Annotated in this window: 27 protein-coding genes; 8 read left to right on the top strand and 19 right to left on the bottom strand. The window is 60.6% G+C overall.

The annotated features are described in order from the left end of the window. Nucleotides 1–5: 5 nt before the first annotated feature. Together AC07W0_RS14900 and AC07W0_RS14895 are read right to left on the bottom strand one after the other, a co-directional pair. A complete protein-coding gene (locus AC07W0_RS14900; protein ID WP_017848382.1) occupies nt 6–1,748 on the bottom strand; it encodes a phosphoethanolamine transferase CptA in 1,743 nt (580 codons plus the stop codon). 152 nt (nt 1,749–1,900) lie between these two features. Next, complete coding sequence (locus AC07W0_RS14895) at nt 1,901–2,077, bottom strand: DUF6026 family protein (RefSeq protein WP_155678519.1); 177 nt, start codon at nt 2,075–2,077, stop codon at nt 1,901–1,903. 268 nt (nt 2,078–2,345) lie between these two features. On the opposite strand from AC07W0_RS14895, the gene gnd reads away from it, so the two are divergent. Genes gnd through AC07W0_RS14880 form a run of 3 tightly spaced genes read left to right on the top strand, consistent with a single transcriptional unit; the run spans nt 2,346 to nt 5,694 of the window. Further along, nucleotides 2,346–3,329: a phosphogluconate dehydrogenase (NAD(+)-dependent, decarboxylating) gene (gene gnd / locus AC07W0_RS14890; protein ID WP_102618175.1), complete on the top strand. Its 984-nt coding sequence runs from the start codon at nt 2,346–2,348 to the stop codon at nt 3,327–3,329. Further along, complete coding sequence (gene zwf, locus AC07W0_RS14885; protein ID WP_017848385.1) at nt 3,326–4,849, top strand: glucose-6-phosphate dehydrogenase; 1,524 nt, start codon at nt 3,326–3,328, stop codon at nt 4,847–4,849. Before gnd ends, zwf begins: the two co-directional genes overlap by 4 nt. Further along, entirely contained in the window at nt 4,846–5,694 is an 849-nt protein-coding gene (locus AC07W0_RS14880; RefSeq protein WP_057005230.1) for a Cof-type HAD-IIB family hydrolase, read from the top strand. The genes zwf and AC07W0_RS14880 overlap by 4 nt, the downstream gene beginning before the upstream one ends. Before the next feature lie 73 nt (nt 5,695–5,767). On the opposite strand, the gene AC07W0_RS14875 is transcribed toward AC07W0_RS14880, so the two are convergent. Then, nucleotides 5,768–6,028 carry a hypothetical protein gene (locus AC07W0_RS14875; protein ID WP_017848387.1) on the bottom strand — a complete coding sequence of 87 codons (261 nt, stop codon included), beginning with the start codon at nt 6,026–6,028 and terminating at the stop codon, nt 5,768–5,770. A gap of 345 nt (nt 6,029–6,373) precedes the next feature. On the opposite strand from AC07W0_RS14875, the gene AC07W0_RS14870 reads away from it, so the two are divergent. Continuing rightward, nucleotides 6,374–7,699, top strand: a complete 1,326-nt coding sequence (locus tag AC07W0_RS14870) for a sigma-54 dependent transcriptional regulator (protein WP_017848388.1) — start codon at nt 6,374–6,376, stop codon at nt 7,697–7,699. A gap of 64 nt (nt 7,700–7,763) precedes the next feature. On the opposite strand, the gene fapF is transcribed toward AC07W0_RS14870, so the two are convergent. From fapF to AC07W0_RS14835, 7 genes are all read right to left on the bottom strand, one after another. After that, complete coding sequence (gene fapF / locus AC07W0_RS14865; protein ID WP_026140201.1) at nt 7,764–9,065, bottom strand: fibril amyloid transporter FapF; 1,302 nt, start codon at nt 9,063–9,065, stop codon at nt 7,764–7,766. A 50-nt stretch (nt 9,066–9,115) separates the two neighbouring features. Beyond that, nucleotides 9,116–9,859 (bottom strand): fibril amyloid subunit FapE, encoded by a 744-nt coding sequence (gene fapE, locus AC07W0_RS14860; protein ID WP_017848390.1) that lies wholly within the window; start codon nt 9,857–9,859, stop codon nt 9,116–9,118. Between the two features lie 38 nt (nt 9,860–9,897). Then, a complete protein-coding gene (gene fapD, locus AC07W0_RS14855; protein ID WP_017848391.1) occupies nt 9,898–10,578 on the bottom strand; it encodes a fibril amyloid maturation endopeptidase FapD in 681 nt (226 codons plus the stop codon). A 61-nt stretch (nt 10,579–10,639) separates the two neighbouring features. After that, entirely contained in the window at nt 10,640–11,395 is a 756-nt protein-coding gene (gene fapC / locus AC07W0_RS14850) for an amyloid-like fimbrin subunit FapC (RefSeq protein WP_017848392.1), read from the bottom strand. 68 nt (nt 11,396–11,463) lie between these two features. Further along, on the bottom strand, nt 11,464–12,015 hold the full coding sequence (gene fapB / locus AC07W0_RS14845; protein ID WP_017848393.1) for a fibril amyloid subunit FapB: 552 nt from the start codon (nt 12,013–12,015) through the stop codon (nt 11,464–11,466). Beyond that, nucleotides 12,015–12,467 carry a fibril amyloid chaperone protein FapA gene (fapA, locus tag AC07W0_RS14840; protein WP_026140202.1) on the bottom strand — a complete coding sequence of 151 codons (453 nt, stop codon included), beginning with the start codon at nt 12,465–12,467 and terminating at the stop codon, nt 12,015–12,017. The genes fapB and fapA overlap by 1 nt, the downstream gene beginning before the upstream one ends. 330 nt (nt 12,468–12,797) lie before the next feature. Continuing rightward, nucleotides 12,798–13,787, bottom strand: a complete 990-nt coding sequence (locus AC07W0_RS14835) for a FecR family protein (protein WP_102618174.1) — start codon at nt 13,785–13,787, stop codon at nt 12,798–12,800. A 267-nt stretch (nt 13,788–14,054) separates the two neighbouring features. Here AC07W0_RS14835 and AC07W0_RS14830 point away from each other — a divergent pair, with 267 nt between their 5' ends. Further along, on the top strand, nt 14,055–15,089 hold the full coding sequence (locus AC07W0_RS14830; RefSeq protein WP_017848396.1) for an Ldh family oxidoreductase: 1,035 nt from the start codon (nt 14,055–14,057) through the stop codon (nt 15,087–15,089). A gap of 60 nt (nt 15,090–15,149) precedes the next feature. Here AC07W0_RS14830 and AC07W0_RS14825 read toward each other — a convergent pair whose 3' ends face one another. Continuing rightward, entirely contained in the window at nt 15,150–15,470 is a 321-nt protein-coding gene (locus AC07W0_RS14825) for an ElaB/YgaM/YqjD family protein (protein WP_017848397.1), read from the bottom strand. A gap of 162 nt (nt 15,471–15,632) precedes the next feature. Here AC07W0_RS14825 and AC07W0_RS14820 point away from each other — a divergent pair, with 162 nt between their 5' ends. Beyond that, nucleotides 15,633–15,887 (top strand): hypothetical protein, encoded by a 255-nt coding sequence (locus AC07W0_RS14820; RefSeq protein ID WP_017848398.1) that lies wholly within the window; start codon nt 15,633–15,635, stop codon nt 15,885–15,887. On the opposite strand, the gene AC07W0_RS14815 is transcribed toward AC07W0_RS14820, so the two are convergent. After that, nucleotides 15,859–16,788: a LysR family transcriptional regulator gene (locus tag AC07W0_RS14815; protein ID WP_079443641.1), complete on the bottom strand. Its 930-nt coding sequence runs from the start codon at nt 16,786–16,788 to the stop codon at nt 15,859–15,861. The two genes, AC07W0_RS14820 and AC07W0_RS14815, sit on opposite strands and share 29 nt — an antisense overlap. A gap of 83 nt (nt 16,789–16,871) precedes the next feature. Between AC07W0_RS14815 and AC07W0_RS14810 the strand changes: the two genes are divergently transcribed. Next, nucleotides 16,872–17,798, top strand: coding sequence for a carbon-nitrogen hydrolase family protein (locus AC07W0_RS14810; RefSeq protein WP_026140204.1), 927 nt, complete (start codon nt 16,872–16,874; stop codon nt 17,796–17,798). 46 nt (nt 17,799–17,844) lie between these two features. On the opposite strand, the gene AC07W0_RS14805 is transcribed toward AC07W0_RS14810, so the two are convergent. From AC07W0_RS14805 to AC07W0_RS14795, 3 genes are read right to left on the bottom strand one after another with little or no spacing between them, the layout of a single operon-like run. Further along, nucleotides 17,845–18,396 (bottom strand): GNAT family N-acetyltransferase, encoded by a 552-nt coding sequence (locus AC07W0_RS14805; RefSeq protein ID WP_102618173.1) that lies wholly within the window; start codon nt 18,394–18,396, stop codon nt 17,845–17,847. A 6-nt stretch (nt 18,397–18,402) separates the two neighbouring features. Continuing rightward, nucleotides 18,403–18,864 (bottom strand): LEA/WHy family protein, encoded by a 462-nt coding sequence (locus AC07W0_RS14800; protein WP_017848402.1) that lies wholly within the window; start codon nt 18,862–18,864, stop codon nt 18,403–18,405. A 12-nt stretch (nt 18,865–18,876) separates the two neighbouring features. Then, the gene (locus tag AC07W0_RS14795) at nt 18,877–20,304 is read right to left on the bottom strand and encodes a nucleobase:cation symporter-2 family protein (RefSeq protein ID WP_046383168.1); all 1,428 of its coding nucleotides are present in this window, start codon (nt 20,302–20,304) and stop codon (nt 18,877–18,879) included. A gap of 234 nt (nt 20,305–20,538) precedes the next feature. On the opposite strand from AC07W0_RS14795, the gene AC07W0_RS14790 reads away from it, so the two are divergent. Continuing rightward, a complete protein-coding gene (locus AC07W0_RS14790) occupies nt 20,539–22,164 on the top strand; it encodes a methyl-accepting chemotaxis protein (protein ID WP_102618172.1) in 1,626 nt (541 codons plus the stop codon). A gap of 136 nt (nt 22,165–22,300) precedes the next feature. Here AC07W0_RS14790 and AC07W0_RS14785 read toward each other — a convergent pair whose 3' ends face one another. The 4 genes from AC07W0_RS14785 to AC07W0_RS14770 are packed head-to-tail and all read right to left on the bottom strand — an operon-like array spanning nt 22,301 to nt 26,335. After that, entirely contained in the window at nt 22,301–23,278 is a 978-nt protein-coding gene (locus AC07W0_RS14785; RefSeq protein WP_046383170.1) for an NAD(P)-dependent oxidoreductase, read from the bottom strand. After that, complete coding sequence (locus AC07W0_RS14780; RefSeq protein WP_102618171.1) at nt 23,278–24,573, bottom strand: MFS transporter; 1,296 nt, start codon at nt 24,571–24,573, stop codon at nt 23,278–23,280. Before AC07W0_RS14780 ends, AC07W0_RS14785 begins: the two co-directional genes overlap by 1 nt. A gap of 45 nt (nt 24,574–24,618) precedes the next feature. After that, nucleotides 24,619–25,560: a sugar kinase gene (locus tag AC07W0_RS14775; RefSeq protein ID WP_046483689.1), complete on the bottom strand. Its 942-nt coding sequence runs from the start codon at nt 25,558–25,560 to the stop codon at nt 24,619–24,621. Then, nucleotides 25,553–26,335, bottom strand: a complete 783-nt coding sequence (locus AC07W0_RS14770) for a sugar phosphate isomerase/epimerase family protein (protein WP_102618170.1) — start codon at nt 26,333–26,335, stop codon at nt 25,553–25,555. Before AC07W0_RS14770 ends, AC07W0_RS14775 begins: the two co-directional genes overlap by 8 nt. Between the last annotated feature and the right edge of the window lie 40 nt (nt 26,336–26,375).

Genomic DNA, 26,375 nt, shown 5'->3' with positions numbered 1-26,375 from the left:
GGTATTTACTTGAGTGCCACGCCGTCGTTTTCGGCCGTCTTCGGTTTGATCAGGCTAAAGTCGATCAGCGCTTTCTGCTGGCGCTCATAGGGGTTGCCGATCAACAACGGGCGCGGTTTGAAGCTGTCGCTGACCAGGCTTTTGCTGTGGTCCAGCTCATCGAAATTCAGGCCGGCCAAGTCGGCCCAGGTGTGGATCAACTGCGAGCTGCTGTAGGGCCGTTGCAGGTCGCCGGCAAATTTCCAGTCGTGGGTTTCGCGCCATTTCGGTGAGGCGTAGGCCATGAACGGGATGGTGTACATCGGCGCCGTCGGCTTGCCTTCGTTGCGGCCCAGGGTGGTGTGGCCGGCGGAGTCGAATACATCTTCACCGTGGTCCGACAGGTACAGCAGGAAACCGTTGGGGTCGGTCTTGGCGTAGTCCTTGATCAGGCTCGACACCACGAAGTCGTTGTACAGCACCGCGTTGTCGTAGCTGTTGTAGATCGGCAACTGGGCATCGGTGATAGCGTCCGGAACACCCTGGCGATCGGTGAACTTCTCGAAGGTTGGCGGATAGCGGTACTGGTAGCTCATGTGCGTGCCCAGCAGGTGGACCACGATGAGCTTGCGCTCGGCGGGGTCGGTCAGGGCCTTGGCGAATGGCGCCAGGACGTCACCGTCATATTGGCGGGCGTTCTGGTTGCGGTTGTTGTTCAGGTAGACCTGCTCGTCGGCCTGTTCGGAAAAGGTCGTGAGCATGGTGTTGCGCTTGGTCATGGTCTGCTGGTTGGTGATCCAGAAGGTCTTGTAACCGGCCTGTTTCATCACGCTGACAATCGACGGCGTCTTGAGGTACAGGTCCGGGTTCTCTTCGTCGGCGAAGGTCAGCACCTGTTGCAGCGCTTCAATGGTGTAGGGGCGCGGGGTGATGACGTTGTCGAACACGGCCAACTGGTCACGCAGCTTGTCCAGCTCCGGCGTGGTATTGCGCGGGTAGCCATAGAGGCTCATGCGTTGGCGGTTGGTGGACTCGCCGATCACCAGCACCAGGGTCGAAGGCTGGCCGGCCATGCTGTCCTTGAGGTTTTTCAACGGCGGGATCTGGCTGGCGCTGGTCAGCATGCCTTGCATGTTGTCCAGTTGCTCGGTGTAGCGGCGGTAGGCGACGATCATCTGCCACGGCACAGCCGGCTCGATGCGGGTTTCAAAGCGGTCGATGGCCAGTTCCATGGTTTCGCTCGTGGCGATCTGCTTGACCAACGGGTAGCCGACGACGGCCAGCACAATGGCTACCGCTGCCAGTATCGACTGGCCGCGAGGCAGGTAAACCGGGCGCAAGCGCGTCCACAGAAAGATGGCGAAGGCGGTGTGGGCAATGAATGCCAGCACGATCCACCAGGCGAAATATTGGGTGGCGTATTCGCCCGCTTCAGAAATGTTCGACTCGAACATGATGAAGATGACGCTCTGGGAGAATTCCTGCTGATAGATGAAGAAATAACCCAGGCTGGCCATGGAGCAAGCCCACAGCACCACTCCGATCAAGGCGGCCAGCAGGCGAGTACGGCGCGGGAATAACAACATCGGCGCCAACCACAACGCACTCATGAAGAAGGCTTGGCGAAAGCCACTGAAACCGGAAGTACCGGTCAGTTGAATCAGCAGTTGGGTAATACCCGAGAAGTACCAGAAGAACAGGAACAGCCAACCCAGGCCGGCCCAATCAAAACCTTTCGCAGACGTAGTGCTGCGTTTGAACATCGCCATCCAGCGCTCCAACCCGATAATTTTTCAGCTGACGCGCAGGGACGCACGCAGCAGAGGCCGCCCTTGTGTAAGGCGGCCCTTCGGGCGCGAGTATCGTGAAGGAGATGTGAAAACTTTGTGAGTTTTTTGTAGGAGTTACCTTACAAAACCGCTCAGCAGAGGGCGGGCTGTGTGCTGGAAGGCTGATCCAGCTGGCCTTGCAGGTGCGAGCGCAGGCGCAAGACTTCCTGTTGCAGTTGGTCGCGTTCGGCCTTCAATTGGCGCAACTCGTCGCGACGGATGCTGACGTAGAGGGTCTGTGGCGGGCGGGTCATCTGTGCTGTGCTCATTGCTTACCTCGCAAATAGCCGGTAGATCGCGGTGCCAGAACGCATGATTGGAGGTTCTGGGCATCAGTCGGAAGCAATTCTGGATTCTTTTATGTATCAAGGGAACTTTTTTATTTTTGGCGGTCGTGTGACTTTTGCGGCGGTAATGGTGAAATGCTGGCTACTTTTTCTCATGAAACTATACCGATCCGCTCTGAACTAACCCTCATTAGCCTCATTGCGCTATAAACTATGTCACACATTTTTTAGTAGTTAGGAGCATCAGCACATGCAACTGGGGATTATTGGACTAGGCCGCATGGGCGGTAATATTGCGCGGCGCCTGATGCTCAATGGGCATACCACCGTTGTTTACGACCGTAACGAAGCATTTGTCAAAGGCCTGAGCGAAGAGGGCGCCACCGGCGTTGCCGATTTGAAGGCGCTGGTCGCCGGGCTGCAGAAGCCTCGCGCCGTGTGGGTGATGTTGCCGGCAGGCGACCCCACCGAAAACACCATCAATGAACTGAGCGACCTGCTGGACCATGGTGACGTGATCATCGACGGCGGCAACACCAACTACAAGGACGACGTGCGTCGTGCCAAGGCCCTGTCGGAAAAAGGCCTGCACTACATCGACGTCGGCACCTCGGGTGGCGTCTGGGGCCTGGAGCGTGGCTACTGCATGATGATCGGCGGTGACGCCGCGACCGTGCAGCGCCTTGATCCGATCTTCGCCAGCCTGGCGCCGGGCCTGGGTTCCATCCCGCGTACCAAGGACCGCTCGGCCGCCGCAGACCCCCGCGCCGAGCACGGTTACATTCATGCCGGCCCTGCAGGTTCGGGGCACTTCGTGAAGATGATTCACAACGGTATCGAGTACGGGATGATGCAGGCGTTTGCCGAAGGCTTTGACATCCTCAAGACCAAAAACTCGGAAAACCTCGCAGAAGACCAACGTTTCGACCTGAATGTTGCCGATATCGCTGAAGTCTGGCGTCGTGGCAGCGTGGTGTCGTCCTGGCTGCTGGACCTGACTGCCGACGCCCTGGCCACCGACCCGAAACTCGAGGGCTACTCCGGCTCGGTTGCCGACAGCGGCGAAGGCCGTTGGACCATCGAAGCCGCCATGGAACAAGCCGTGCCGGTGCCGGTGCTGTCCACGTCGTTGTTTGCGCGTTTCCGTTCGCGCCAGCAGAGCACCTACGGTGACAAGATGTTGTCTGCCATGCGCTTTGGCTTCGGTGGTCACGTGGAGACGTCCAAAAAATGACCGCCAACGGCAAGAAACCCAAGGCCGAACCCGCTCCTCCCACCACGCTGTTTCTGTTTGGTGCCCATGGCGACCTGGTCAAGCGCCTGCTTATGCCGGCGCTGTACAACCTGAGTCGTGACGGGCTGCTGGGCAATGGCTTGCGTATTGTCGGCGTTGATCACAACGCCATCAGCGATGCCGACTTTGCCAAGAAACTCGAGGACTTCATTCGCACCGAAGCCGCGAGCAAGGTCAAGGGCAATGCCGACAACGCACTGGACCCACAGCTGTGGGCGCAGTTGGCCAAAGGTATCAGCTACGTCGAGGGTGATTTCCTCGACGACAGCACCTACGCGGACATCGCCGAAAAAATCGCCGACAGCGGCACCGGCAATGCGGTGTTCTACCTGGCCACCGCGCCGCGCTTCTTCAGTGACGTGGTGCAGCGCCTGGGCAGTGCCGGTTTGTTGACGGAGAGCGACGATCACTTCCGCCGCGTGGTGATCGAAAAGCCGTTCGGTTCCGACCTGGCCACCGCCGAAGCCTTGAACGCCTGTTTGCTCAAAGTGATGAGCGAGAAGCAGATCTATCGCATCGACCATTACCTGGGCAAGGAAACGGTACAGAACATCCTGATCAGCCGTTTCTCCAACGTGCTGTTCGAGGCGTTCTGGAACAACCATTACATCGACCACGTACAGATCACCGCCGCCGAAACGGTCGGCGTGGAAACCCGGGGCAATTTCTTCGAAAAAACCGGCACCCTGCGTGACATGGTGCCCAATCACCTGTTCCAACTGCTGGCAATGGTCGCCATGGAACCGCCGGCGGCGTTTGGTGCCGACGCTGTGAGGGGTGAAAAGGCCAAGGTGATCGGTGCCGTGCGCCCTTGGTCCGCAGAGGATGCGCGGGCCAATTCGGTGCGTGGCCAGTACAGCGCCGGAGAGATTGGTGGCAAGCCGGTTCCCGGTTATCGCGACGAGGCCAACGTCGCGCCCGACAGCAGCACCGAAACGTTTGTCGCCCTGAAAGTGATGATCGACAACTGGCGCTGGGTGGGTGTGCCGTTCTATCTGCGCACCGGCAAACGCATGAGCATTCGCGATACCGAGATCGTGATCTGCTTCAAGCCGGCGCCTTATGCGCAGTTCCGCGACACCGAAGTGAATGAGCTGCGGCCCACGTTCCTCAAGATCCAGATCCAGCCCAACGAAGGCATGTGGTTCGACCTGCTGGCGAAAAGGCCTGGGCCGACCTTGGACATGGCCAACATTGAGTTGGGGTTTGCCTACGAAGACTTCTTCGAAATGCAGCCGTCGACGGGTTACGAAACCCTGATCTACGACTGCATGACCGGCGACCAGACCCTGTTCCAGCGCGCCGACAACATCGAAAACGGCTGGCGTGCGGTGCAGCCGTTTCTCGATGCGTGGAAGGAAGACGACGGGATCCAGGCCTACAAGGCCGGTGAAGATGGTCCGGCGGCGGCCGATGCGTTGCTGGCCCGCGATGGCCGTGCCTGGCACTCGCTCGGATGAGTGATACTGCGAAGCATCCCATCCGGTTTGTGTTGAGTGATATGGACGGCACTTTGTTGCGCCCGGATCACACCCCGACCCAACGCACCCTTTCAACGGTTCGCGCCTTGCGTGAAGCCGGCGTGTTATTCAGCCTGGCCAGCGGGCGTCCGCCCAAGGCCATGATGCATATGGTCGAAGCGTTTGGCATCGACGTGCCGGTGGCGGGCTTCAATGGTGGCACACTGGTCAACCCTGACGGCAGCGTGCTGGTCGCGCACAGGCTGCCGGCGGAGGCGGCGCTGGTGGCGTTGGCGCTGTTTTCCGGCGAGCCGGATGTGGAAGTCTGGCTGTTTGCCGATGGTGAATGGCTGCGGCGCGATCCGCCTGGGCCCATGGTGGCAGTTGAAACTGCTGGCTTGGGTTATGGACCGCTGGTGGTGGAGAGTTTTGAACCGTACCTGGATCGGGTCGACAAGATCGTCGCCGCCAGTCGCAACACGCAATTATTGATGGAGCTTGAAGCGCAATTGCAGCCCAAGGTGCAGGGCTTGGCCCAGGTCTCGCGTTCGCAACCGATCTACCTGGATGTGACCGCCATGAAAGCCAACAAAGGCGAGGCCTTGAAAGCCTTGGCCGCGCACCTCGGAGTGCCGTTGGCACAGACTGCAGTGATCGGCGATGGTGGCAACGACCCGGCAATGTTTCATGTGGCCGGATTGTCGATTGCCATGGGGCAGGCTGAAGAGCCCGTCAAGCGCCAGGCCGATGTGGTCACCGGCAGCAATCTCGAAGACGGTGCGGCGCAAGCGATCGAGCGGTTTATTCTCAAGGTGCCACACAAAGTGTTCGATACGCCAAGTTAGAACGTCAGCGTTTAATACTGAACTTGCGAGCCCTGTCTTTTACAACACAGTGCTCGCAAGTTGCAGTTTCGGATTACTTCGGCATGGCCCAGGACTGCAACTGGTAGCCATCTTTATCGAGCTCGGCGCGCGCCTGCAACAACAAATCTTCCAGTTGTGCCGGGTCGGTATACGCGCTCGACGACAGTTGTTTAGTGCCGATGCGGGTATTGGTGCGGTCGATGACGCTCAGGCTGAGGGCACCGTTGCCATCGTGCCAGGCCACGCACTGGAAGGGTTGGAAGGCACGGTCTGCGATCAAAAGAGCTTCGTTGATGCGGAGCGGGGCGTTCATGTGGGTCTTCTCTCTAAATGCCCAATCAAGTGAGTGCCGTCGGCTGGGCTGACCGTGCGGCGAGTTACTTGTACTGATGCGCGATGGCGGGGTACGGGTCACATGTTAGAGCAACAATTTTCAACTTTCTGTGATTGACGTCATGTAAGCGGCTGTTTTGAAAGCTGAATACGCGATTCGGCAGGTACAACTTTTTTGCTGGTATGTGACGGTCGAGTGGCTTTTTGCCAAGACATATAGCAAAACGATACAAGGCAACTGTCAAGATTTTGATACTGTAATTGCCGGGCGTCACAAACCTTTGTTTATGAATAACTTTAGCAATTCTGGCGCCAAGGAATAGTCATGATTGTTACACCTGTGCAGCGCCGCTTGCTCGTGGTCGACCCCTGTGATGACTGCTATGAGTTGTTACCGGGTTTGCGTGCGGCGGGGTGGGAGGTGGACAGTTGTACGTTGGCGGCCGTGGGGGAGCGATCCTGCGATGTCGGCTTGCTGCGCTTGCAGCCGTATCACCTGGAGCGGCCCGAAGCCGTCAAGGAACTGATCAGCCGCAGCGGCACCGAGTGGATCGCGGTGCTCACCCAAGAGGTGTTGCGCTTGCAGAACGTCGGCGATTTTGTCTGCGAATGGTTTTTTGACTTCCATACCTTGCCGTTCGATGTGTCCAGGGTGCAGGTCACCCTCGGCCGCGCCTTTGGCATGGCACGGCTGCGGGGCAAGGGCTACACCGCGGTGGACGAGCCTGAACATGAACTGCTGGGCGACAGCCGACCGATCCGCGAGCTGCGCAAGTTATTGTCCAAATTGGCGCCCACCGAGTCCCCGGTCCTGATCCGCGGCGACAGCGGCACCGGCAAAGAGCTGGTGGCCAAAACCCTGCACCGCCAATCCCAGCGCCATGCCAAGCCGTTTGTCGCGATCAACTGCGGCGCGATCCCGGAGCACCTGATCCAATCCGAACTGTTTGGCCACGAAAAGGGCGCGTTTACCGGCGCCCACCAGCGTAAGATCGGGCGGATCGAAGCGGCCAATGGCGGCACGTTGTTTCTTGATGAGATCGGCGATTTGCCGATGGAGCTGCAGGCCAACCTGCTGCGATTCCTGCAGGAAAAACAGATCGAACGCGTCGGCGGCAGCCAGCCGATCCCGGTGGATGTGCGAGTGCTGGCGGCGACCCACGTCGACCTGGAAGCGGCCGTGGCGAAGGGTACGTTTCGTGAAGACTTGTATTACCGTTTGAATGTGCTGCAAGTAGTCACGGCGCCGTTGCGCGAGCGCCACGGTGACGTCGCCATGCTGGCCAACCACTTTGCGCGCTTCTACAGCCAGGAAACCGGGCGCCGCCCCCGCAGCTTCAGCGAAGACGCCCTGGTGGCCATGGGGCACCACCCTTGGCCGGGCAATGTGCGTGAGCTGGCCAACCGCGTGCGCCGAGGCCTGGTGCTGGCCGAAGGGCGGCAAATCGAAGCCGTTGATCTGGGTTTGCAGAGTCAGCAGGCAATTTCGTCGCCGATGGCTACACTGGAAGACTATAAACACCGCGCCGAACGCCAGGCGCTGTGCGATGTGCTCAACCGGCACAGCGACAACCTGAGTGTCGCGGCCCGTGTGCTGGGGATTTCCCGGCCGACGTTTTACCGGTTGTTGCACAAACACCAGATCCGCTAGGGCGGGTAAACCGAAAAGCCCCGCAACGACCCTTATCGTTGCGGGGCTTTTCCCTGTGCGCGGTTTAGAAGTAGTACGGGAATTTCAGGCTGAAGGTGAAGTCCGGCGCATCATCCGTCATGCCAATGGCCAGGTTCGGCACGATCGTCAGGTTATCCGACGCCGCGATGGTCATGCCCACGTTGAAGTAACCGGCGTTGGCGTCGCTGGAGACCACCGATTGCCAATCCCCGCCGTCTGGCTTGAGCTTGCTCTTGCGTTGGACCAGGTCGGAAACCGAGAACGACATACTCATCTTCTCGTTGAGGGCGAAGGCGACACCGACGCCGAACTGGAAGCTGTCACCCAGGCGGACTTTGCCGCCGACCTTCTGATTCACGTCACTGCTGATATCGTCAAACGAGTCCTCGAAGTTATGGGTATAGGAGAGCGAGCCAAACAACACCGCCGGGTCGAACGTCTTGACCAGGGAAATGCCCGGCGTGACCGACCAGACGCCATTGCCGGTGGGCAGGCTTTCCGGCACGTAGAGGTTGTCGTTGGTGGTTTGCTTGACCAGTTTGATGCCAAACGGCTCTTTACCCGTTGGCGCCTTGACCCGCACCGACACGACTGCATCCGGCAAGTTGGCGGTTTCGTCGAGGAACTTGTAAGCGACACCGAAGTTGACATCGCCGATGGTCGGGTCACGGGTCACTGACGCTTCCGACGTGGCCTGGGCATTGTTGCCGGCACCGCCGGATTGGTAGGTGGACTCGCGGTAGACCACTGGCACGTTGACGTCGAATTGCCAGCGGTTATCGACGTTGTAGCGTCCGGTCAGGTCCAGCGTCCAGTTATCCGCCTTGATTCGGTCAAGGTTGATATTACCCAGGAAAATCGAGTCCAGAGCGAGGAAACCGTTGACGGTCAACTGACGGGCGTCGTAGCGCGCATAAGTTATGCCGGTTTCGAAGCTGAATTTGCCGTTGCCGAAGAAGCCGCTGGCTTCGTTGTAAAGGTTGCTGACGCTTTGCGCAGGCGCCGAGTCGTCCTTAAGCGACTGCCCATAGGAACTGCCGCCGCCACCCGCTCCTCCGGAGGCAGCTGCCGCGCCTGTACCTGCGACGGTGGTCCCACCTTTTTTGAAGTCCGACGGGGATTTTGCCAGACGTTTGGGCGCTGGAGTCGCCGGCTGGTCTTCGACCTGGCGCACCCGTTGTTCCAGCACCGCCAGGGCCTTTTGCTGCACGTCGTAACGCTGTTTGAGTTCCAAGAGTTCTTGTTTGAGCGTCTCGATATCGGCGTCCGGCGCGGCATACAACATGGACGCAGGTAAGAGCGTACTTAAACAAACAACCGCACGTAATGATAGCGATCGATGCATGAAATAAGCCGTCCTTTTTTAATGCGTAAAGTGTCGAGGCTCAGCGTAGTTCAATATCCGAGAGTGCGTAGGCCTTTGAGTTGGTCAAGATTGCAGTTCAGCGCGCCATTGTTCAGGCTGTTGCCCATGACAATGTTGAGCTGGGTCATATTGTTGACAAAATTCGTGTTGCCGGTAAGCACCGTACCTTGCAGTACATTGCCAGCACCGATCTGTTGAAGGCTGTTGCCCTGGTTGTTATTGGCCTGAATGGCCATTTGCAAGCCACCGTTCCTGGCCGAAACGGCAACATCGCCTGCCGCACTGCTGCCGGTGACCACGCCTCCGGCGACCAGCACCTGGCCTGATTGCACCAGGTTGCCCGGTGCGAGGCCGTTTTCGGTGACGTTGATGCCGACATTGTTGTAAGCGGTGTTGCCATCGCCGGCCGCACGCACGCTTTGGGTCACGCCTTGGCCGCTGCTCAGGCCCGCGCCGCCGACTACCGAACCGGTGCCTGTGGTCTGGTTGGTGCCCGTGCCTTTGACGCCGACGGTCTGTACGTAAAACTGCGGGGTGATGGTCGCCTTGTCGATCTGCATGCTGGCTTTGCCGGTGATCGAGTCACCCACTGAGTTGGTCCAGGTGCTGCTCATGACGATGCCGAAGCTGATGATCCGCCCCGGCATCACATAACGACCACGCAACTCAGCCATTTCCGAGTCTTTCAGTTCGATAGGCTTGAACCCCGATGAAGCATAAGCGGGCATTGAGGCTGCCAGACACAAGACCGTCAGCCAACGGGAAGTGTTCATCTCTCGCTCCTGGAGCTTCCTGCCCCTAATGGCGCTTCTTAGAAGAAGTCGCTTTGGATAAAACCGAAGTCCATCAGCTCGGCATCGCCCACGGGTCTGAATTCATTCAGTTTGTTCTTGGCACTGAGAGGGGTAGGCGGGTCAAGCAGGACATTGGCCTTGTCATAACCTTCGCCCAACACCGCAAATACGATGCCATTCCAACCCTTGACGAAATCGTCGCGCGAATAGCGTTTGTGGCCCAGCACCGGGTCGCCGATGTATACCCAGTCCTTGTCTGCGCGTTGCATCACCACGAAGTGCTTGTAGCCCCGGATTTCCAGCAGCACCACCACAGGGATCTTCACGGTCACCAGAGTGTCTGGTGCGATCTTGTAGCCCCGGGCACGCATGCCGATGCTTTCGAGATAGCGCTTCATGTCCAGCATGGAAAAACCCTGGGTGCGTACCAGGTTCTGGTCGGCGTTGACCAGCATGCCTTTGATGATGTGTTCTTCGTCGACGTCCAGCCAGTAGGCTTGGCGCAGGATGGTGGCAAGTGCCGCAGCACCGCAGCTGAAATCGGTTTTCTGTTCCACCAGGTTGGCGAACCGACGCTCACGGATACTCTCGACCTTTTTATAGATGACTGCACCGCCGGGCATGGCGGAGATCGCCATCGTGCCTGCCCATGTTGGGCCGGTGAGCAACATCAGGAGGGTGAGGGTCGCGAGGCGCATGATCGAATGACCTGTTGGACACTGGAATAAAAAAGGGCCTTGTTGCCAAGGCCCCGTTGGATCAGAAGCGAACGCCGCTGGCGCAGCTGCTGCAACCCTGACCGATGGACAGGCTGTTGCTGCTTTGGTTGCCCAAGCCCGACTGCAGGTTTACGCCTACGTTGCCGGAGTTGCTGTTAACCGAGTTGTCGAGGCTCGAGTTGTTGGACACATACTGAGGTTTGCCGCCATAGCCATAGCCATAACCGTGGCTGGTAGCAGCAGCGTTCAGGTAGCTGTTGCCGAGCGAGTTTTGCTCGGTGTTGGCCGCTGCCGCGATGTTATTGCCGTCAGCGGTAGTGATTGCCATGTTGTTTTTACCCTGGTTGCCTTGACCGGCCTGGCCGTTGTAACCCAGGTTGCCAGAGTTGCTGTTAAGCGATTTGTCCAAGGAGGCGTTGTTTTGCGTGCCTTTGTTGGAGTAGGTGTTCAGCAAGCTGTTTTGATTGACATCGACCACGGCGAATACCGACGCGAAGTCGCCTTTGGCGCTGGAGATGGCAGCAGAGTTGTCTGCTTGGTTGCCACTGCCAGCCTGGACGTTGACCCCAGTGTTACCACTGTTGCTGTTTACCGAGCCATCGGCCGAAGCGTTGTTTTCGGTTTTGGTGTCGTCGAACTTGTTGCCAGCGCTATTTTGTACGTCTGTCACAACAGCGGCCACAACCCCGGTGGGTTGAGGGGCCGGATGCCAGCCACCACCATTTGCTTGTGCAGCAGCAGCCATCAGCGCGGCCAGAGCGAAAACCATTGGTTTCAGAGCCATTTGAGGTTTCATGGTGTTTCTCCTTGCTTCTAATTTAGTTGGTTAAGTGTTGGTACGGTCTAGCGAGTACTACCAAGCATTTACTTGATAGTGATGCCCAGGGTGTTAGCCACTCGGTTCCCCACCCCTGCACTCTGGTTCACCTGAATCACTCCTCGGCTGCCTGTGAAGGCCTGGTCGCTTGTGACGACCTGGCGACTGCCAGTGGTAGGGGTGAACCCTGAGTCGGTTGCCAGCGTCGTCGTGTTCTGCTGCAACAGGACGCTGTCGTCGATGCTTTGCGGGCCAGGGTTGATGCTGACCCGCACGGCATTGATTGATTGGTTATTCGCCCCGGCTGTCTGGTTGATGCCCAGCATGCCGTTGCCATTGGTAAAAGAGGTTCCTGCGATCGCGGCCTTGGCGTTCAGCGACGGGTCGACCTTGCCGTTCAGGTTTTGGATATTGACGGTGGTGGCTTGTCCACCCAGTGTGATGGCACGGTTGTTGGCCGTTTGCTGTTGGATGCCGGCCGACTGGTTGATCGAGAAGTTGCCGTTGTAGTTTTTTCCGCTGTTGTTGATCACCGCGGAGTCGTCTGCCCATGCAGTGGTGCTGCTCAGCAGGGCGAGGATCAGAAGAGTGCGATTCATTACTTGCCCCCCATCATGTTGCCAATGTTGTTCAGGGGGGCCATGCCGCGCTGGATCGAGTTGCTGATCTGGCCGCCCATGCTGCTGCCCGCGCCGTGGCCGGCCGTTGCACCGGTACCCAGTGTCGACATGCTGCTTTGCGTGGAGGTCACGCCAGACAAGTTCCCCGCAGTCTGTATGGAACGGGCGATGCTCGAGCCACTGCTGATGCCGCCGATATCCAAATCGCTGAGTTCACTTGAGGTGGCACTGTTGATTTCTCTGCTGGGATTGGCGTTGGCAGTGGTGGGGTAGGGGTCTGGACCGAACGATGCGCGACCGTACATATGACCTTGCACTTCACGCCCGGTCACGATGACACCGTCGGCAGCAAAGCTCGGAACGCTGACGCCGATGCTGAGTACACAGCTGACCAGCAGTACATTCATCGAACCTTGAGTGAGTGTGATCACGGCGGCATTCCTTTTTCGTTGCGCTGACCCTAAACAGCGCTGTAAGGAATAGAGCAGAAGGCGTGCCGCTTTTGTTTTGTTGTTGTTAATCAGATAGATATGAAACATAGCAGGCTAAGTGATGGCCATGCTGTTTCAGCGCTGATACACCGCGCCGATGCCAGCCCGATGGCCGGCCCGCAGGTCATGCTTTCGGGAGGTTGTATCAGTGATGTAACACTGCGTATGACAAAACGATGAAGCCGCGCTGTCAGGGCCGCTCAGAGGAGGAGGGTGTTTCAGAAATGGACACTGCGGGCGCAATCAGGCCCGCAGGGACAGGCAGAAGCCTCAGCCCTTGGGCGCTTTACGTGGGATGGAGTTGAGGACGGGATTGCCATCCTGGTTCTGGGTCAGGTAGACCGGCAAAACCTTGGGCAGGGAGGGAACGAGGTTGTTGACCTCGCTGATGTTATAGATGCCGCCGATGCGGATCGTTCCGGTGCCGATATCGGCCAGCATCACGGGTTTGTTCAGGTAGCGGTTGATCAACGGTAACGCGTCGGCCAGGGCCAGGTTGTCCAGGACCAATTTGCCCTGGCGCCAGGCGAGGGCGCTGTCGTTGGGGTTGATCGGGCGCACGCGCGGGGTGGCATCGCCTGGTTGATAGCTGGCTTGCATGCCTGGGGTCAGCGGCACGCTGCCGTGCGCCGGGTCGCTGGAAATCTGCACCGAGCCTTCGAGCAGCATCACCCGCACCTGATTTTCGTATTTCCACACGTTGAATTGGGTGCCGGTCACGCGCACCTGTCCTTCACCGGCCTTGACGACAAACGGATGGGTGCTGTCATGGCTGACCTTGAAAAACGCCTCGCCCTTGCTCAGTGTGACCCGGCGCTGGTCCTTGTAATCGGCGTAGACCAGTTCGGTGCCCAGGTTGAGCTCAACCTGGCTGCCATCGGCCAGGGTGACCTGGCGCAGGCCATTGCTGGCCTCGAACCGTTCATAGGCAGTCGGCAACCAGCCCGCTTCCCAGCCGGTGAACGCCGCCAGGGGCAGCGCGGCCAAGCACACTGCGGCAGCCACCGCGTAATCGCGCAGCCGGCGACGCGGTCTGAACGGCGCTATGGGTGGCGCATTGCGTGGCAAGTGATCGGCCACGTCCCAGATTTCCAGCATCGCCGCGTATTCGAAGGCATGCAGCGGATGAGCATCGTGCCATTGTTGAAAGGCCTGTCGTTCGTCCGCCGTGCAATCACTTGCATGCAAGCGCATGCACCAATGCGCGGCGGCGTCGGTGATGGCGTCATATTCGGCTTCTAAAGCAGACTTTTCGGTCATTAATTCATCCTGATTTCCCACATTCTAACCTCCCGAGACCGGGGGCGAGAACAGCCTTCATGGCAATTGCGCATCAATTGAACTTTTATTCTCGTTGGGGCACGCCCAAACAGGCTGGTGATGGAGTCGCGACACACCGTAATGGACGGCGAAGCGCGTCAGGCAGTAGATAACTCAAGCGCCCGTTGACAGCAGGCACGGGAGGCGTTGTTTAATCGTCGGTCTGGATTCTTGTTGTCTCTTCCAATTACAAAATCGGAGCTACCGATGTCTGCCCAGTCCCCGAGAGTTGACAATTCTTCAGCGTTCATCGGTTTCAACGACCTGGTGGGGTTGCTGCACGCGGTGTTTGTGAAGCACGGCACGTCGCCGCAAGTGGCGCAGATCCTCGCGCACAATTGCGCCAGCGCCGAGCGCGACGGCGCCCACAGCCATGGCATCTTTCGGATGCCCGGATACATCAGCACGCTGGAGAGCGGCTGGGTCGATGGCAAGGCCACGCCGGTGGTCACGGATGTCGCTTCCGGCTTCGTGCGGGTCGACGCCGCGAATGGCTTCGCCCAACCGGCGTTGGCGGCGGCCCGTGCGTTGCTGGTGGACAAGGCCCGCAGCGCCGGTATTGCGTTGCTGGCGATACACAACTCCCATCACTTCGCCGCGCTGTGGCCGGATGTCGAACCCTTCGCCGAGCAAGGCCTGGTGGCGCTGAGCGTGGTCAACAGCATGACCTGCGTGGTGCCCCATGGCGCCGATCGCCCGCTGTTCGGCACCAACCCGATCGCGTTTGCCGCGCCACGGGCGGACGGCGCGCCGATTGTGTTCGACCTGGCCACCAGCGCCATCGCCCATGGTGACGTGCAGATTGCTGCGCGCAACGGCGAGCGCCTGCCGCCGGGCATGGGCGTCGACAGCCTGGGCCAGCCGACCCAGGACCCCAAGGCCATCCTCGAAGGCGGTGCGTTGTTGCCGTTCGGCGGGCACAAGGGCTCGGCGCTGTCGATGATGGTCGAGTTACTGGCCGCGGCCTTGACCGGCGGCAACTTCTCGTTTGAGTTCAACTGGGCCGATCACCCTGGCGCCCGCACGCCGTGGACCGGCCAGTTGTTGATCCTGATCGACCCGAGCAAAACCGCCGGGCAAAACTTCGCCGAGCGCAGCCAGGAACTGGTGCGGCAGATGCACGCGGTGGGGTTGCGGCGGTTGCCGGGGGATCGACGTCATCGCACGCGGGCGAAGTCGTTGGCGGCAGGCATTGAAGTGGACGCGCAGGCGTTGAATCAACTACGTGAGTGGGCCGTCTGAAAACCCGCGTAGCCGCTTACCTCGCCAGGGTTCGGCAGTGGCTACGCAAGGCCTACAGTATTAGTTGCGACGACCGAGCAGCAGGCCGACCACCAGGCCAAAGCCTGCCGAGATCGCCACGGTCTGCCACGGGTGACCGCCGATGTAGGTTTCGGTGGCATCCACCACCGGCTTGCTGCGCTCGCGCACATTGGACACCGAGTCGAGCGCTTGCTTGAGCTTGATAGCGACCTGCTCGCGCAGCGTTTCACCTTCTTCGCCGACCAGGGAAGCACTGTTTTTGAGCAGTTTGTCCGACTCTTCGATCAGTGCAGTCAGTTCGCTGAACGCTTGATCCTTGATTTGATCTTCGACGACTTGGGCGGCAGATTTACGGGCCATTGTGTGACTCCTTGCAGGTAAATGTGACAGTGAACAATGGAGTGTCGGGCGGCGGCAAAAGTTGCAGTTTTTTGCCGGCCGGCGTGGGTATGCGAAATCCGAATCAGGAAACTTAGACCTACAGTGTAAGATGTCACCTATTTGTGCAGCAGGAAATTCAACATGAGCTTCAATCTCGCCAACAAGACCCTCGCCGAACGCGCCGAGCTGGAAGATGAAAAGTCCCGTCTCTACGACCTGTGGCAAAGCAACCTGGGCAAGGCCAAGGGCGAAGCCGCGCGCCTGTTCGGCGAGCGCGCCAAACGCAAGGGCAAGTGGGCCGAATGGGTTCGCGCGGAACTCGACGGCATGTCGCCGCCGGAGTTCTCCAACATGGTGCGCAGCGAAGTCAACAAGCTGATGGCGGCGGCGAAGTAAAGCTGGCGACAATCGCCTCGCGCACTTTCAGCAACATCGGATCAAGCTGAGCCTGGGTGCGCCAGCCCAGTTCCACCGGGTAGCGCGGCAGCGCCAGCGGGCACGGCAGAACCTGCAAGCCGGTCATGCCGGCGATGGCTTCGGCGGCGTGCCCGGGAATGGTCGCCACCGCCTGGCTGCCCTTGAGCAGAAACGGCAACGCGGCGAAGTGGCTGGTGGAGGCACACACCTGGCGGCTCAGCCCTTGTGCCGCCAGCCCTTCATCGGTGATCCCGATAAACCCGCCGGATGACACCAGCACATGCTCGCGGCTAACGAACGCGTGCAGGTCGATGCATTGCTGGCCTGGCGCCAGGCTGTGCGGGTCGACCAGGCAGCGGTAATCACCTTCTCCCAGCACCTGCCGGCTTAGGCGGCGTTCGGCAAAGCCGCCGGCGGTAATCGCCAGGTCGAGGCTGCGGTCGAGCAGGGCGGCGGCGACGATCTGGCTGTGGGTCTGACGGAAAATCACACGCAATTTCGGCAACCGCTGGGCAATTTCCGCCATCAGGCGGCGGCCGTAGGCAATCTCGAAGTCGTCGGATAAACCCAGCACCACGGAGCGTCCCTGATACTGCTGGGTGTCCGGGTGGGTCATTGCCAGGCTCTGTCGGCAGCGGTCCAACGCCTCACTGATCACCGGCTTCAACTGGTTGGCCCGCAAGGTCGGCGCCAGGCCACGGCCGGTTCGCACGAACAGTTGGTCGCCATACACCTCGCGCAAACGCCGCAGGCCCGCGCTGATCGCCGATTGGGTGACGCCCAGGCGCAACGCTGCGCGGCTGGCGCTGGATTCGTCGTGCAGGGCTTCGAAGGTTTTCAGCAGGTTGAGGTCGACTTGGGTGATATTTATCTGGCTCATATCATTCAGCACTGAGGTGGGCTTTATTCATGATCCGGGCTGGCTGGAGAATGGGCAACCCCTCATTGTTCGGAGTGATCCTGATGCCTGTTTCTATTGTGGCCGCCTTGCAAATCGGTTCCTTGCCCGGCGGCAAGGCCGACACCCTGGCGCAAATCCTGGCGTATGAAGAGCCGATCCTGCGCAGTGGCGCGCAATTGGTGGTGATGCCCGAGGCGCTGCTGGGCGGTTATCCCAAAGGCGAAGGCTTCGGCACGCAACTCGGTTATCGCCTGCCCGAAGGTCGCGAAGCCTTTGCGCGATATTTTGCCAACGCCATCGACGTGCCCGGCGCCGAAACCGAAGCGTTGGCCGGTTTGTCGGCGCGCACCGGTGCCAGCCTGGTCCTGGGCGTGATCGAGCGCAGCGCCAGCACCTTGTATTGCACCATGCTGTACTTCGAGCCGGCGCACGGCCTGGTGGCCAAGCACCGCAAGCTGATGCCCACCGGCACCGAGCGGCTGATCTGGGGCAAGGGCGATGGTTCCACACTGCCGGTGATCGACGCGGCGGTCGGGCGCATCGGCGGCGCGGTGTGCTGGGAAAACATGATGCCCCTGCTGCGAACGGCGATGTACGCCAAGGGTGTGCAGGTATGGTGTGCGCCCACGGTGGATGAGCGCGAGATGTGGCAGGTGAGCATGCGCCACATTGCCCACGAGAGCCGCTGTTTTGTGGTCAGTGCGTGCCAGGTGCAGGCATCGCCCGCGGCGCTGGGCGTTGAGGTGGCCAACTGGCCTTCAGATCGTCCGTTGATTGCAGGCGGCAGTGTGATTGTCGGCCCCATGGGCGACATCCTGGCTGGGCCGCTGCTGGGTGAGGCCGGGCTCTTGAGCGCGCAGATCAATACCGACGATCTGGTGCGCGCACGGTATGACTATGACGTGGTGGGGCATTACGCCCGGCCGGATGTTTTCGAGCTGGTGGTCGATGAGCGGGCAAAGCCGGGCGTGCGCTATATCACGGACTGAGCGCGGTAAAACCGGTGGGAGTCAGCCCACTCCCACCGGTTGATGTCTATCGCTTGAAAGAGCGGTGATCCAGCCACTCTTCACGGGTCATTTCCCAGATGTCCCGTGGAAAAATGCCTTCGACAAACTCACCTTCGTCTGTCCTGATCAGACGCATGCCCGTGCGTTCTGAAATTCGCCGCGACTTCAGGTTGGGCGCAGCTTTCGGCACGCGCAGCACGGGCCGCTCAAGCACCTCGAACCAATAGGCGGTCACCGCCTCGCTCGCTTCGGACATCAACCCCTGGCCCTGCCATCGCGGCCCCAACCAGAACCCACGGTTATTATCGGGTTCGTCCATCAGGCTGATATTGCCGATCAATTGCTCCGGCGCGCTTTGCAGGCGGATCGCCCAATGCCATTCCTCGCCCCGGGCCATGGCGGGCAACGCGATGTGTTCCAGGTAGTGACGCGCGCCGTCAGCCGGGTAGGGCCACGGCACCAGCGCATTGAGATAACGCACCACTTCCCAATGGGGGAACTGTTGCTGGATGCCCTTGGCATCGTCGAGTGTCAGTGGGCGCAGAATCAGGCGTTGGGTGACCAAGGTCGGTTGCATGGGGGGTTACCAAGTGGCGGTATTCGGCAGGTCCAGTGTCCCACGATCGACAAACCGCATGGTGCCGAACAGCCCGCCGGCCAATTTGCCGCGCAATACGTAGGGCAGGTTGTTCAAACTCTGGGTCTGGCTCAGGCCGAGGGTTTGCCGTAACACGGAAAATGCTGAAACGCTGACCGGCACCATCAGAACTGTCTCGGAAAAGCGTGGGATGCTTCCGCGCTGATCACTCACCCCCGACGCCAGCGGCCGGCCATTGACCTCCAGGTCCAGGGCCACGCCGTTGTAGTCGATCGCCGTTTCATTGGGGTTCTGCACCCGCAGTTTCACGGCGAAACGCACTTCCAGGTCCTGGCTTTGCAGCGGCTCGATGCCCACCACGTTGATAGTGACCGGGTCGCGATTGGGGAACAGGGCGCAAGCGCTCAAGGTCAGCAGCAGTATCGATAGAACCATGAGCTTGCGCATACGAAGGTGCTCCTAGTGCGTGACGTCCGGGTCTTGCATCACTTTGAGGGTTGAGGACTCCGGATCAAATTCATCTTCTTCCAGCTCTAAGAACTCTTCTGGCAGGAAAATGTTCAGCAGGATTGCACAGAACGCGCCTACGGTGATCGGCGATTCGAAGATGTTGTGCAGCGCCTTGGGCAGGTCGCGCAACACTTCCGGCACGGCGGCGACACCCAGGCCCATGCCCAGGGAGATCGCCACGATCAGCATATTGCGGCGGTGCAGGCCGGCTTCAGCGAGGATCTTGATCCCCGCCACGGCGACGGTGCCGAACATGATCAGCGTCGCGCCGCCCAATACCGGCTTGGGCATCAGTTGCAGCACCGCGCCGATCATCGGGAACAGCCCCAGCAGCACCAGCAGCCCGGCAATGAAGTACGCCACATAACGGCTGGCTACGCCGGTGAGTTGGATCACGCCGTTGTTCTGGGCGAACGTCACCATCGGCAGGCTGTTGAAGGTCGCGGCCATCGCCGAGTTGAGGCCGTCCGCCAGCAGGCCGGACTTGATGCGCTTGATGTACAGCGGGCCCTTGACCGGCTGTTGGGAAATCATCGAGTTGGCCGTCAGATCACCGGCGGCCTCCAGGGGCGAAATCAGGAAGATCACCGCCACCGGGATAAACGCCACCCAGTCGAACGAGAAGCCGTACTTGAACGGCACCGGCACGCTGATCAACGGTACCTGGGGCAAGGCCGCCATATCCACACGGCCCAGCCACCAGGCCACGATGAAGCCCAGGGTCAGGCCGATCACGATCGAACCCAGGCGCAGGAACGGGTTGTTGAAGCGGTTGAGTACCACGATGGTGAGCAGCACCAGCGCGGCCAGCCCCATATTGCTCGCGGCGCCGAGGTTGTCGGCGCCGAAGCCACCGGCCATGTCGGTGACCGCCACCTTGATCAGCGACAGGCCCATCAGGGTGATGATGGTGCCGGTCACCACCGGGGTGATCAGCTTGCGCAACTTGCCGATGAACTGGCTGAGCACGACTTCGATAAACGCCGCGAAAAAACAGATGCCGAAGATCGTCGAGAGAATCTCATCGGTGCCGCCACCCCGGGCCTTGACCATGAACCCGGCACTGAGAATCACGCTGATAAACGAAAAACTGGTGCCCTGCAGGCACAACAACCCCGAACCGATCGGGCCGAACGTGCGCGCCTGCACAAAAGTGCCGAGCCCCGACACGAACAAGGCCATGCTCACCAGGTACGGCACCTCGCTTTCCAGGCCCAGCACGCCGCCGACGATCAGCGTAGGGGTGATGATGCCGACAAAGCTCGCCAACACATGCTGCAAGGCGGCAAACATTGCGGCAGAGAAGTGCGGACGGTCTTCCAGGCCGTAGATCAGGTCGGATTTATAGCGCGGGCGCGGGGCTTGAGCGTCAGACAAAATGCGGGCTCTGGACAGAAAATGGAGGCGCAGGATGCCAGAAACCGGAGATCGTCAGAAGTGTAAAAAAATATTTATGGAGGCCCTGCGAAAACCGCTGGGCCTGCCGATATCTTTCATAGGCCCACCCAACAATGACAACAAGTGGTGACCAAGGTCAGAGCAGCGTGTTGACGCCAGCTGATCATTCCGCTGCAGGGATGCGCGCAGACACTCCTTCTTGAGAATACCTCTATGTCTCTTCGTCATCTGAATATTGCCCCTCGAGCGTCTCTCGGTTTCGCATTCATTGCGTTGTTGGTGGTTGTATTGGGAGTGTTTGCAGTCAACCGCATGACGCTGATCCGTCAGGCGTCGGTGGATATGAGCAGCAACCAACTGCCCAGCGTGGCCTACTTGGGCAGCCTCACGGAAAACGTGTTGCGCATGCGTATCTTGTCGTTCCGCGTATTGGTCAACCGTGAACCGGCCGCGTTGCAAGAGGCGCAAACGCGTATCGCCGTACTGATCGACAAGGTCAGAGCCGCCCAGGCCGGTTACTCAGCGTTACCTTCCGTGCCTGAGGAAGCGGCCCTGTACAAGACGTTTGTCGGCACCTTGGACAACTACCTGACGGCCCAGGCCGAGATGCTGGCCCTGTCCCAGCAAAACAAGGTCGATGAGATGCGCGCCTTGATCAATACCCGGATCAAGAACGGCACCGATCAGATGGGCGAGCAGTTGAACAAGCTGATCGCCCTCAACTCCGCTGGCGCCAAGCAGGCCAGCGAGCAGGCCGGACGCAGCTATGACAGCGCGATCAGCGGGATCGTCGTGGTGGCCGTGGCCGCCGCCTTGCTCACGGTACTGTTGGCCTGGTTGCTGACCCGCAGCATCGTCACGCCGCTGCGCAAAGCCGTGGAAGTGGCGCAAACCATTGCCGGCGGCGACCTGAGCAAAGTCATTGAAGACGATGGCAAGGATGAACCGGCGCGTTTGATCAGTGCGTTGTCGGCCATGCAAACCAACTTGCGCCAGACCATCCAGCACATCGCCGGTTCGGCCACGCAATTGGCCTCGGCGGCGGAAGAGTTGAGCGCCGTCACCGAAGAAGCCTCCAAAGGCTTGCAGCAACAAAACAACGAAATCGACCAGGCCGCCACGGCCGTCAATGAGATGACCGCTGCCGTGGAAGAGGTGGCGCGGAACGCCGTGTCCACCTCCGAAGCCTCCACGCAGTCCAACCAGGCCGCACGGGAAGGCCGCGATCGGGTGGTTGAGACCGTCGGCGCGATCCAGACCATGACCCAGGATGTGCAAAACACCTCGCTGCTGATCGAAGGTCTGGCCACTCAGGGGCGCGACATCGGCAAGGTCCTCGACGTGATCCGGGCGATTGCCGAGCAGACCAACCTGCTGGCGCTCAACGCGGCGATCGAAGCCGCCCGCGCCGGTGAAGCCGGACGCGGCTTCGCGGTGGTGGCCGACGAGGTGCGGGCCCTGGCCCATCGCACCGCGCAGTCGACCCAGGAAATCGAGAAAATGGTCGCCGGTATCCAGAACGGCACCGGTGAAGCCGTGCAATCCATGCAACAGAGCAACCAGCGCACCCATAACACCCTGGAAATGGCCCGCGCGGCCGGCGTGGCACTGGAGCAGATCACCCAGTCGATCAGCCTGATCAACGAGCGCAACCTGGTGATCGCCAGCGCCTCGGAAGAACAGGCCCAGGTGTCCCGTGAAGTAGACCGCAACCTGGTCAACATCCGCGACCTGGCGACCCAGTCGGCGGCGGGCGCCAACCAGACCAGCGCGGCCAGCCATGAGCTGTCGCGCCTGGCGGTGGATTTGAATGCGATGGTGGCCAGGTTCGTTATCTGAGCCACTTTGCAATGCAATCCCAATGTGGGAGGGGGCTTGCCCCCGATAGCAATGGGTCAGTCAACTCATCTACTGACTGATCCAGCACCATCGGGAGCAAGCTCCCTCCCACATTTGCTCTGTGTGGTGTCAGAAGCTATTGCATCCAGGCGCCTGGATTCACCAGGTTTTTCGGCTTCTGACCGGCGAGCGCCGCGAGCAGATTATCCACCGCGCACTCGGCCATCGCTTCCCGCGTCTCATGGGTCGCCGAGCCGATATGCGGCGTGGCCACCACATTGTTCAAGCGCAGCAACGGCGAGTCGTGGGGCAGCGGCTCGCGCTCGAACACATCCAGCCCCGCCGCGCGAATCGTGCGCTGCTGCAAGGCCTCGACCAGCGCGGCTTCATCCACCACCTTGCCGCGGGAGATATTGATAAAGATCGTCTCCGGGCCCATCAGGGCGAATTCTTGCGCGCCGATCAACCGCTCGGTTTCGGCGGTGAGCGGCAGTGTCAGGCAGACGAAGTCTGCTTGTTGCAGCAAGTCGTTCAGGCGACGGTACTGCGCGCCGAACCGTTCTTCCACCTGTGGCTTGGGCGAGTGACTGTGGTAGAGCACCGGCATACCGAAGCCGAAATGCCCGCGCTGGGCCAGCGCTTCACCAATGCGGCCCATGCCGATGATGCCCAGGGTCTTGCCATGCACGTCGCTGCCGAAATGCGCCGGGCCGATGTTCTTGTGCCACTGGCCGGCACGCACCATATCGGCCAGTTCGACCACCCGGCGTGCGGTGGCGAGGATCAGCGCGAAGCCGGTGTCGGCGGTGGTTTCGGTCAGCACATCGGGCGTGTTGCTGAGCAGGATGCCGCGCCGGGTCAGGTACTCGATGTCGTAGTTGTCGACGCCGACGGACACGCTGGCCACCGCCTCCAGTTGCGGTGCCAGGTCCAGCAACGCGGCGTCCAGGCGCAGGCTCGCGCCCAGCAACCCATGGGCGCCGGGGAGGGCGTCGCGCAGTTTGGCCAGGCCGGGCGGGTCGAGCGCGTCGATCAGCGTGACCTCGGCGTGCTCATGCAGCCGGGCCATCAGCGGCGCGGAGAGTTTTTTGTACAGAACGACAGACTTTTTCATCAGGTCTTCACCTTTAATTCGAGGGACTGCAACGGCGCGCGCTCGCGGTCGCTGGCGCCGGGCTTGAGGAACATCGTCAGCACCACCGAGACCATCAACGCGCCGCTCATCAGCAGGTAAGAGGCGCCGGGGGAACCGGTGCTGCTATTGAGGTAACCCACCAGGTACGAACCGCCGAACGAACCGAGCGCGCCCATGCTGTTGATCAACGCCATGGCGCCGCCGGCGACGTTGGCCGGCAGGATCTCCGGGACAATCGCGAAAAACGGTCCATAGGGCGCATACATGCACGCGCCGGCAATCACCAGCAGGGTGTAGGACCACCAGAAATGTTCGGCGCCGAGCACGTAGGACGCATAGAAAGCGATAGAGGCGATCAACAACGGCGGCCACACAAACCGCTTACGTTTTTGCAGCTTGTCCGAACCCCACGACACCACCAGCATGCCGATCACCGCCGCGAGGTACGGCAGCGCCGACAACCAGCCGGCCTCGACCATGTCCATCTGCAAGCCGGCCTTGAGGATCGACGGCAGCCACAGCACAAAGCCGTACACGCCGATGCTCCAGCAGAAGAACTGCAGCGCGAGGATGATCACCTTGGGCGAGCGAAACGCTTCGGCGTAGTTCTTCACCGCTTTGATCCCCACCTGTTCGGCGGCGAGGGCGGTTTCCAACTGGTGCTTTTCGCTGTCGCTCAGCCACCGGGCATCCTTGGGCCGCTCATCGGCCAGGCGCCACCAGATAAACGCCCACAGCACCGCCGGCAGGCCTTCGACGATGAACATCCAACGCCAGCTGAAATGCTGCACCAGGTAGCCGGACACCACCGACATCCACAGCATGGTCACCGGGTTGCCGAGGATCAGGAACGTATTGGCCCGCGAGCGTTCGGCACGGGTGAACCAGTGGCACAGGTACACCAGCATCGCCGGCATCACCGCCGCTTCGACCACGCCGAGCATGAAGCGAATGGCGACCAGCATGTAGGCGTTGGACACCACGCCGGTCAGGGTGGCCAGGCCGCCCCAGAGGATCAGGCTGACGAAAATCAACTTCTTCACGCTGCGCTTTTGCGCGTAGATCGCGCCCGGCACTTGGAAGAAAAAGTAACCGAGGAAGAACAGTGCGCCGAGCAGGGACGACATGCCGGGTGTGATCATCAGGTCTTCAGCCATGCCGCTGGCGGCGGCGAAACCGTAGTTGGCGCGGTCCAGGTACGCCAGGCTGTAGGTGATAAAGACGATGGGCATGATGTACCACCAACGGCGGGTGGCGAGTTTCAAGGTATCCATGGGGTTGCTCCTGAGCTTGTTGTAGTTGTGGCAACAGGGAGTGGGTCAAGCAACGGATCGGGTCGGCAGCTCCGTGCGTGTGGGTAAGCCTTCCATATCGCCGCGGCTCTGCACGGCACGGCTGCCGATCCAGTTGCCGCGGTGTACCGCCTCGGGGAAGCTGAGGTTTTCCAGCAGGGCGCTGATCATGCCGACGGCAAAGCCATCACCGGCGCCGACGGTGTCGACCACTTTGTCCACGCTCACGGCGGCGACAAAGCCTTGGTCCAGTTGGGTGCGGTAATACGCGCCGTCCGGGCCGAGCTTGATGGCCACGGCTTCGGCGCCCTGGTCCAGGTAAAACGCGGCGATGTCCGCCGGGTCGTCGAAACCGGTAAGCAAGCGACCTTCGTTCAAGCCCGGCAAGACCCAATCGGCCAAGCCTGCGAGGGCGTTGATCTCGCGGATCATCTGCTGCTGGCTGGGCCACAGCGCCGGGCGCAGGTTCGGGTCGAACGACACGCTGCGCCCGGCCTTGCGCATTTGCGTCATCAGCTCGCGGGACAACTCGCCGGTGGCCTCGGACAAGGCCGGCGGGATGCCGGTGGCGTGCAGGTGGCGCGCCTGCAGCAGAGCCGGGCTGATGGCCGCGATGGATAAGTGGCTGGCCGCCGAGCCCTTGCGGAAGTACTCGACCTGGGGATCATCGCCGGCTTCTTCGCGGGACTTGAGCTGAAAACCGGTGGGGTGCAGCGGGTCGACCGCCACGTGCCGGCAATCCAGGCCTTGTTGCTTGAGTGTGTCGAGCACAAAGCGGCCCAGGGAGTCGTTGCCCACCCGGCTCAGCCAGGCGACGTTGAAGCCCAGGCGCGACAGGCCGATGGCGACATTGCTGTCGGCCCCGGCGATGCGTTTGTGGAAGTGGCCCACCTGGGCCAGGTCGCCGCTTTGTTCGGCGACAAACATCGCCATGGTTTCGCCGAACGACAGGATATCGATCTCAGACATGGGCGTACTCCGCACGGGGTTGGCCAAGCAGGGCGAGGGTGGCGACCTGCCGGGCGGTGACTTCGATCAGGTCATCGCCTTGCAGCGGGAATTCCACCGCCCGGGTAATACCTTGAGTCATGTGGCCCAGCAGTTGTTCCCACAGATGCAGGTCGGTGGCGCCGGGCGGCAGCGCCACCAGCTTGCCGTCCGCACGACGCGCCACGGCCTTGCAGTGCAGGTAGTCGACATGCCGGCCGAGCAGGCGCGCGGCGGTGAGCGCGGACTGGTCCTGCCAGTGCCAGTTACCGATATCGAACGTCATCTTCACCGGCAGGCCAAGGCGCTCGACTTCGCTGAAGAAACGTTGCAGCGGTTCGATGCGGCCGCCATGCAGGGTCTGGTCGTTTTCCACCAGCAACTTGACCGGGTGGCGGTTGAGCAGGGCGTGCAGGCTGTGCAGGTCGTTGGTGTCGGTGAAGTAGCCGAGGGAGACTTTCAGCCAGCGCGCACCAAAGGCCTGGGCGCGATCAAGGGTGGCGGCGAGCTCGGCATTCGGCTGGGCGCGGCCGGCGACCCACAGTTCCAGCGGGGAAGAGAACACGCACTCCAGGCCTTGTTCGGCAGCCGCCCGGGCCAGTTGTGCCGGTTGTTCAATGGTCAGCAGCTCTTCGCGCCACTCGATGCGCCGGGCACCGGCCGCCGCCAGCAGGGCGACAAAACTCAATTGGCCCTGCTGGCGGACGAGGTCGGCGCCGTAGCTGGAAAGGCTGATGGAGACGGGGTATTCATGCATGATTGTGTACCTCTGAAACCGGTTTCATTTTTATGCGCAA

The sequence above is a fragment of the Pseudomonas sp. GW704-F2 genome (assembly GCF_059423025.1).
Note: the sequence above shows the minus strand (reverse complement) of the source record. Positions and strands in the feature narration are given on the sequence as shown.

Bases quoted from the DNA above. Each gene is read 5' to 3' on its own strand.
- fapE (WP_017848390.1), bottom strand. From the start codon at position 9,859: ATGAACACTTCCCGTTGGCTGACGGTCTTGTGTCTGGCAGCCTCAATG.
- AC07W0_RS14835 (WP_102618174.1), bottom strand. From the start codon at position 13,787: ATGACCGAAAAGTCTGCTTTAGAAGCCGAATATGACGCCATCACCGAC.
- AC07W0_RS14900 (WP_017848382.1), bottom strand. From the start codon at position 1,748: ATGGCGATGTTCAAACGCAGCACTACGTCTGCGAAAGGTTTTGATTGG.
- fapF (WP_026140201.1), bottom strand. From the start codon at position 9,065: ATGCATCGATCGCTATCATTACGTGCGGTTGTTTGTTTAAGTACGCTC.
- AC07W0_RS14805 (WP_102618173.1), bottom strand. From the start codon at position 18,396: ATGCAACCGACCTTGGTCACCCAACGCCTGATTCTGCGCCCACTGACA.
- AC07W0_RS14770 (WP_102618170.1), bottom strand. From the start codon at position 26,335: ATGCATGAATACCCCGTCTCCATCAGCCTTTCCAGCTACGGCGCCGAC.
- AC07W0_RS14820 (WP_017848398.1), top strand. From the start codon at position 15,633: ATGAGCTTCAATCTCGCCAACAAGACCCTCGCCGAACGCGCCGAGCTG.
- AC07W0_RS14815 (WP_079443641.1), bottom strand. From the start codon at position 16,788: ATGAGCCAGATAAATATCACCCAAGTCGACCTCAACCTGCTGAAAACC.
- AC07W0_RS14780 (WP_102618171.1), bottom strand. From the start codon at position 24,573: ATGGATACCTTGAAACTCGCCACCCGCCGTTGGTGGTACATCATGCCC.
- AC07W0_RS14790 (WP_102618172.1), top strand. From the start codon at position 20,539: ATGTCTCTTCGTCATCTGAATATTGCCCCTCGAGCGTCTCTCGGTTTC.
- fapB (WP_017848393.1), bottom strand. From the start codon at position 12,015: ATGAATCGCACTCTTCTGATCCTCGCCCTGCTGAGCAGCACCACTGCA.
- fapC (WP_017848392.1), bottom strand. From the start codon at position 11,395: ATGAAACCTCAAATGGCTCTGAAACCAATGGTTTTCGCTCTGGCCGCG.
- AC07W0_RS14800 (WP_017848402.1), bottom strand. From the start codon at position 18,864: ATGCGCAAGCTCATGGTTCTATCGATACTGCTGCTGACCTTGAGCGCT.
- AC07W0_RS14880 (WP_057005230.1), top strand. From the start codon at position 4,846: ATGAGTGATACTGCGAAGCATCCCATCCGGTTTGTGTTGAGTGATATG.
- fapD (WP_017848391.1), bottom strand. From the start codon at position 10,578: ATGCGCCTCGCGACCCTCACCCTCCTGATGTTGCTCACCGGCCCAACA.
- AC07W0_RS14785 (WP_046383170.1), bottom strand. From the start codon at position 23,278: ATGAAAAAGTCTGTCGTTCTGTACAAAAAACTCTCCGCGCCGCTGATG.
- AC07W0_RS14825 (WP_017848397.1), bottom strand. From the start codon at position 15,470: ATGGCCCGTAAATCTGCCGCCCAAGTCGTCGAAGATCAAATCAAGGAT.
- AC07W0_RS14870 (WP_017848388.1), top strand. From the start codon at position 6,374: ATGATTGTTACACCTGTGCAGCGCCGCTTGCTCGTGGTCGACCCCTGT.
- AC07W0_RS14810 (WP_026140204.1), top strand. From the start codon at position 16,872: ATGCCTGTTTCTATTGTGGCCGCCTTGCAAATCGGTTCCTTGCCCGGC.
- AC07W0_RS14830 (WP_017848396.1), top strand. From the start codon at position 14,055: ATGTCTGCCCAGTCCCCGAGAGTTGACAATTCTTCAGCGTTCATCGGT.
- AC07W0_RS14775 (WP_046483689.1), bottom strand. From the start codon at position 25,560: ATGTCTGAGATCGATATCCTGTCGTTCGGCGAAACCATGGCGATGTTT.
- gnd (WP_102618175.1), top strand. From the start codon at position 2,346: ATGCAACTGGGGATTATTGGACTAGGCCGCATGGGCGGTAATATTGCG.
- AC07W0_RS14895 (WP_155678519.1), bottom strand. From the start codon at position 2,077: ATGAGCACAGCACAGATGACCCGCCCGCCACAGACCCTCTACGTCAGC.
- AC07W0_RS14875 (WP_017848387.1), bottom strand. From the start codon at position 6,028: ATGAACGCCCCGCTCCGCATCAACGAAGCTCTTTTGATCGCAGACCGT.
- zwf (WP_017848385.1), top strand. From the start codon at position 3,326: ATGACCGCCAACGGCAAGAAACCCAAGGCCGAACCCGCTCCTCCCACC.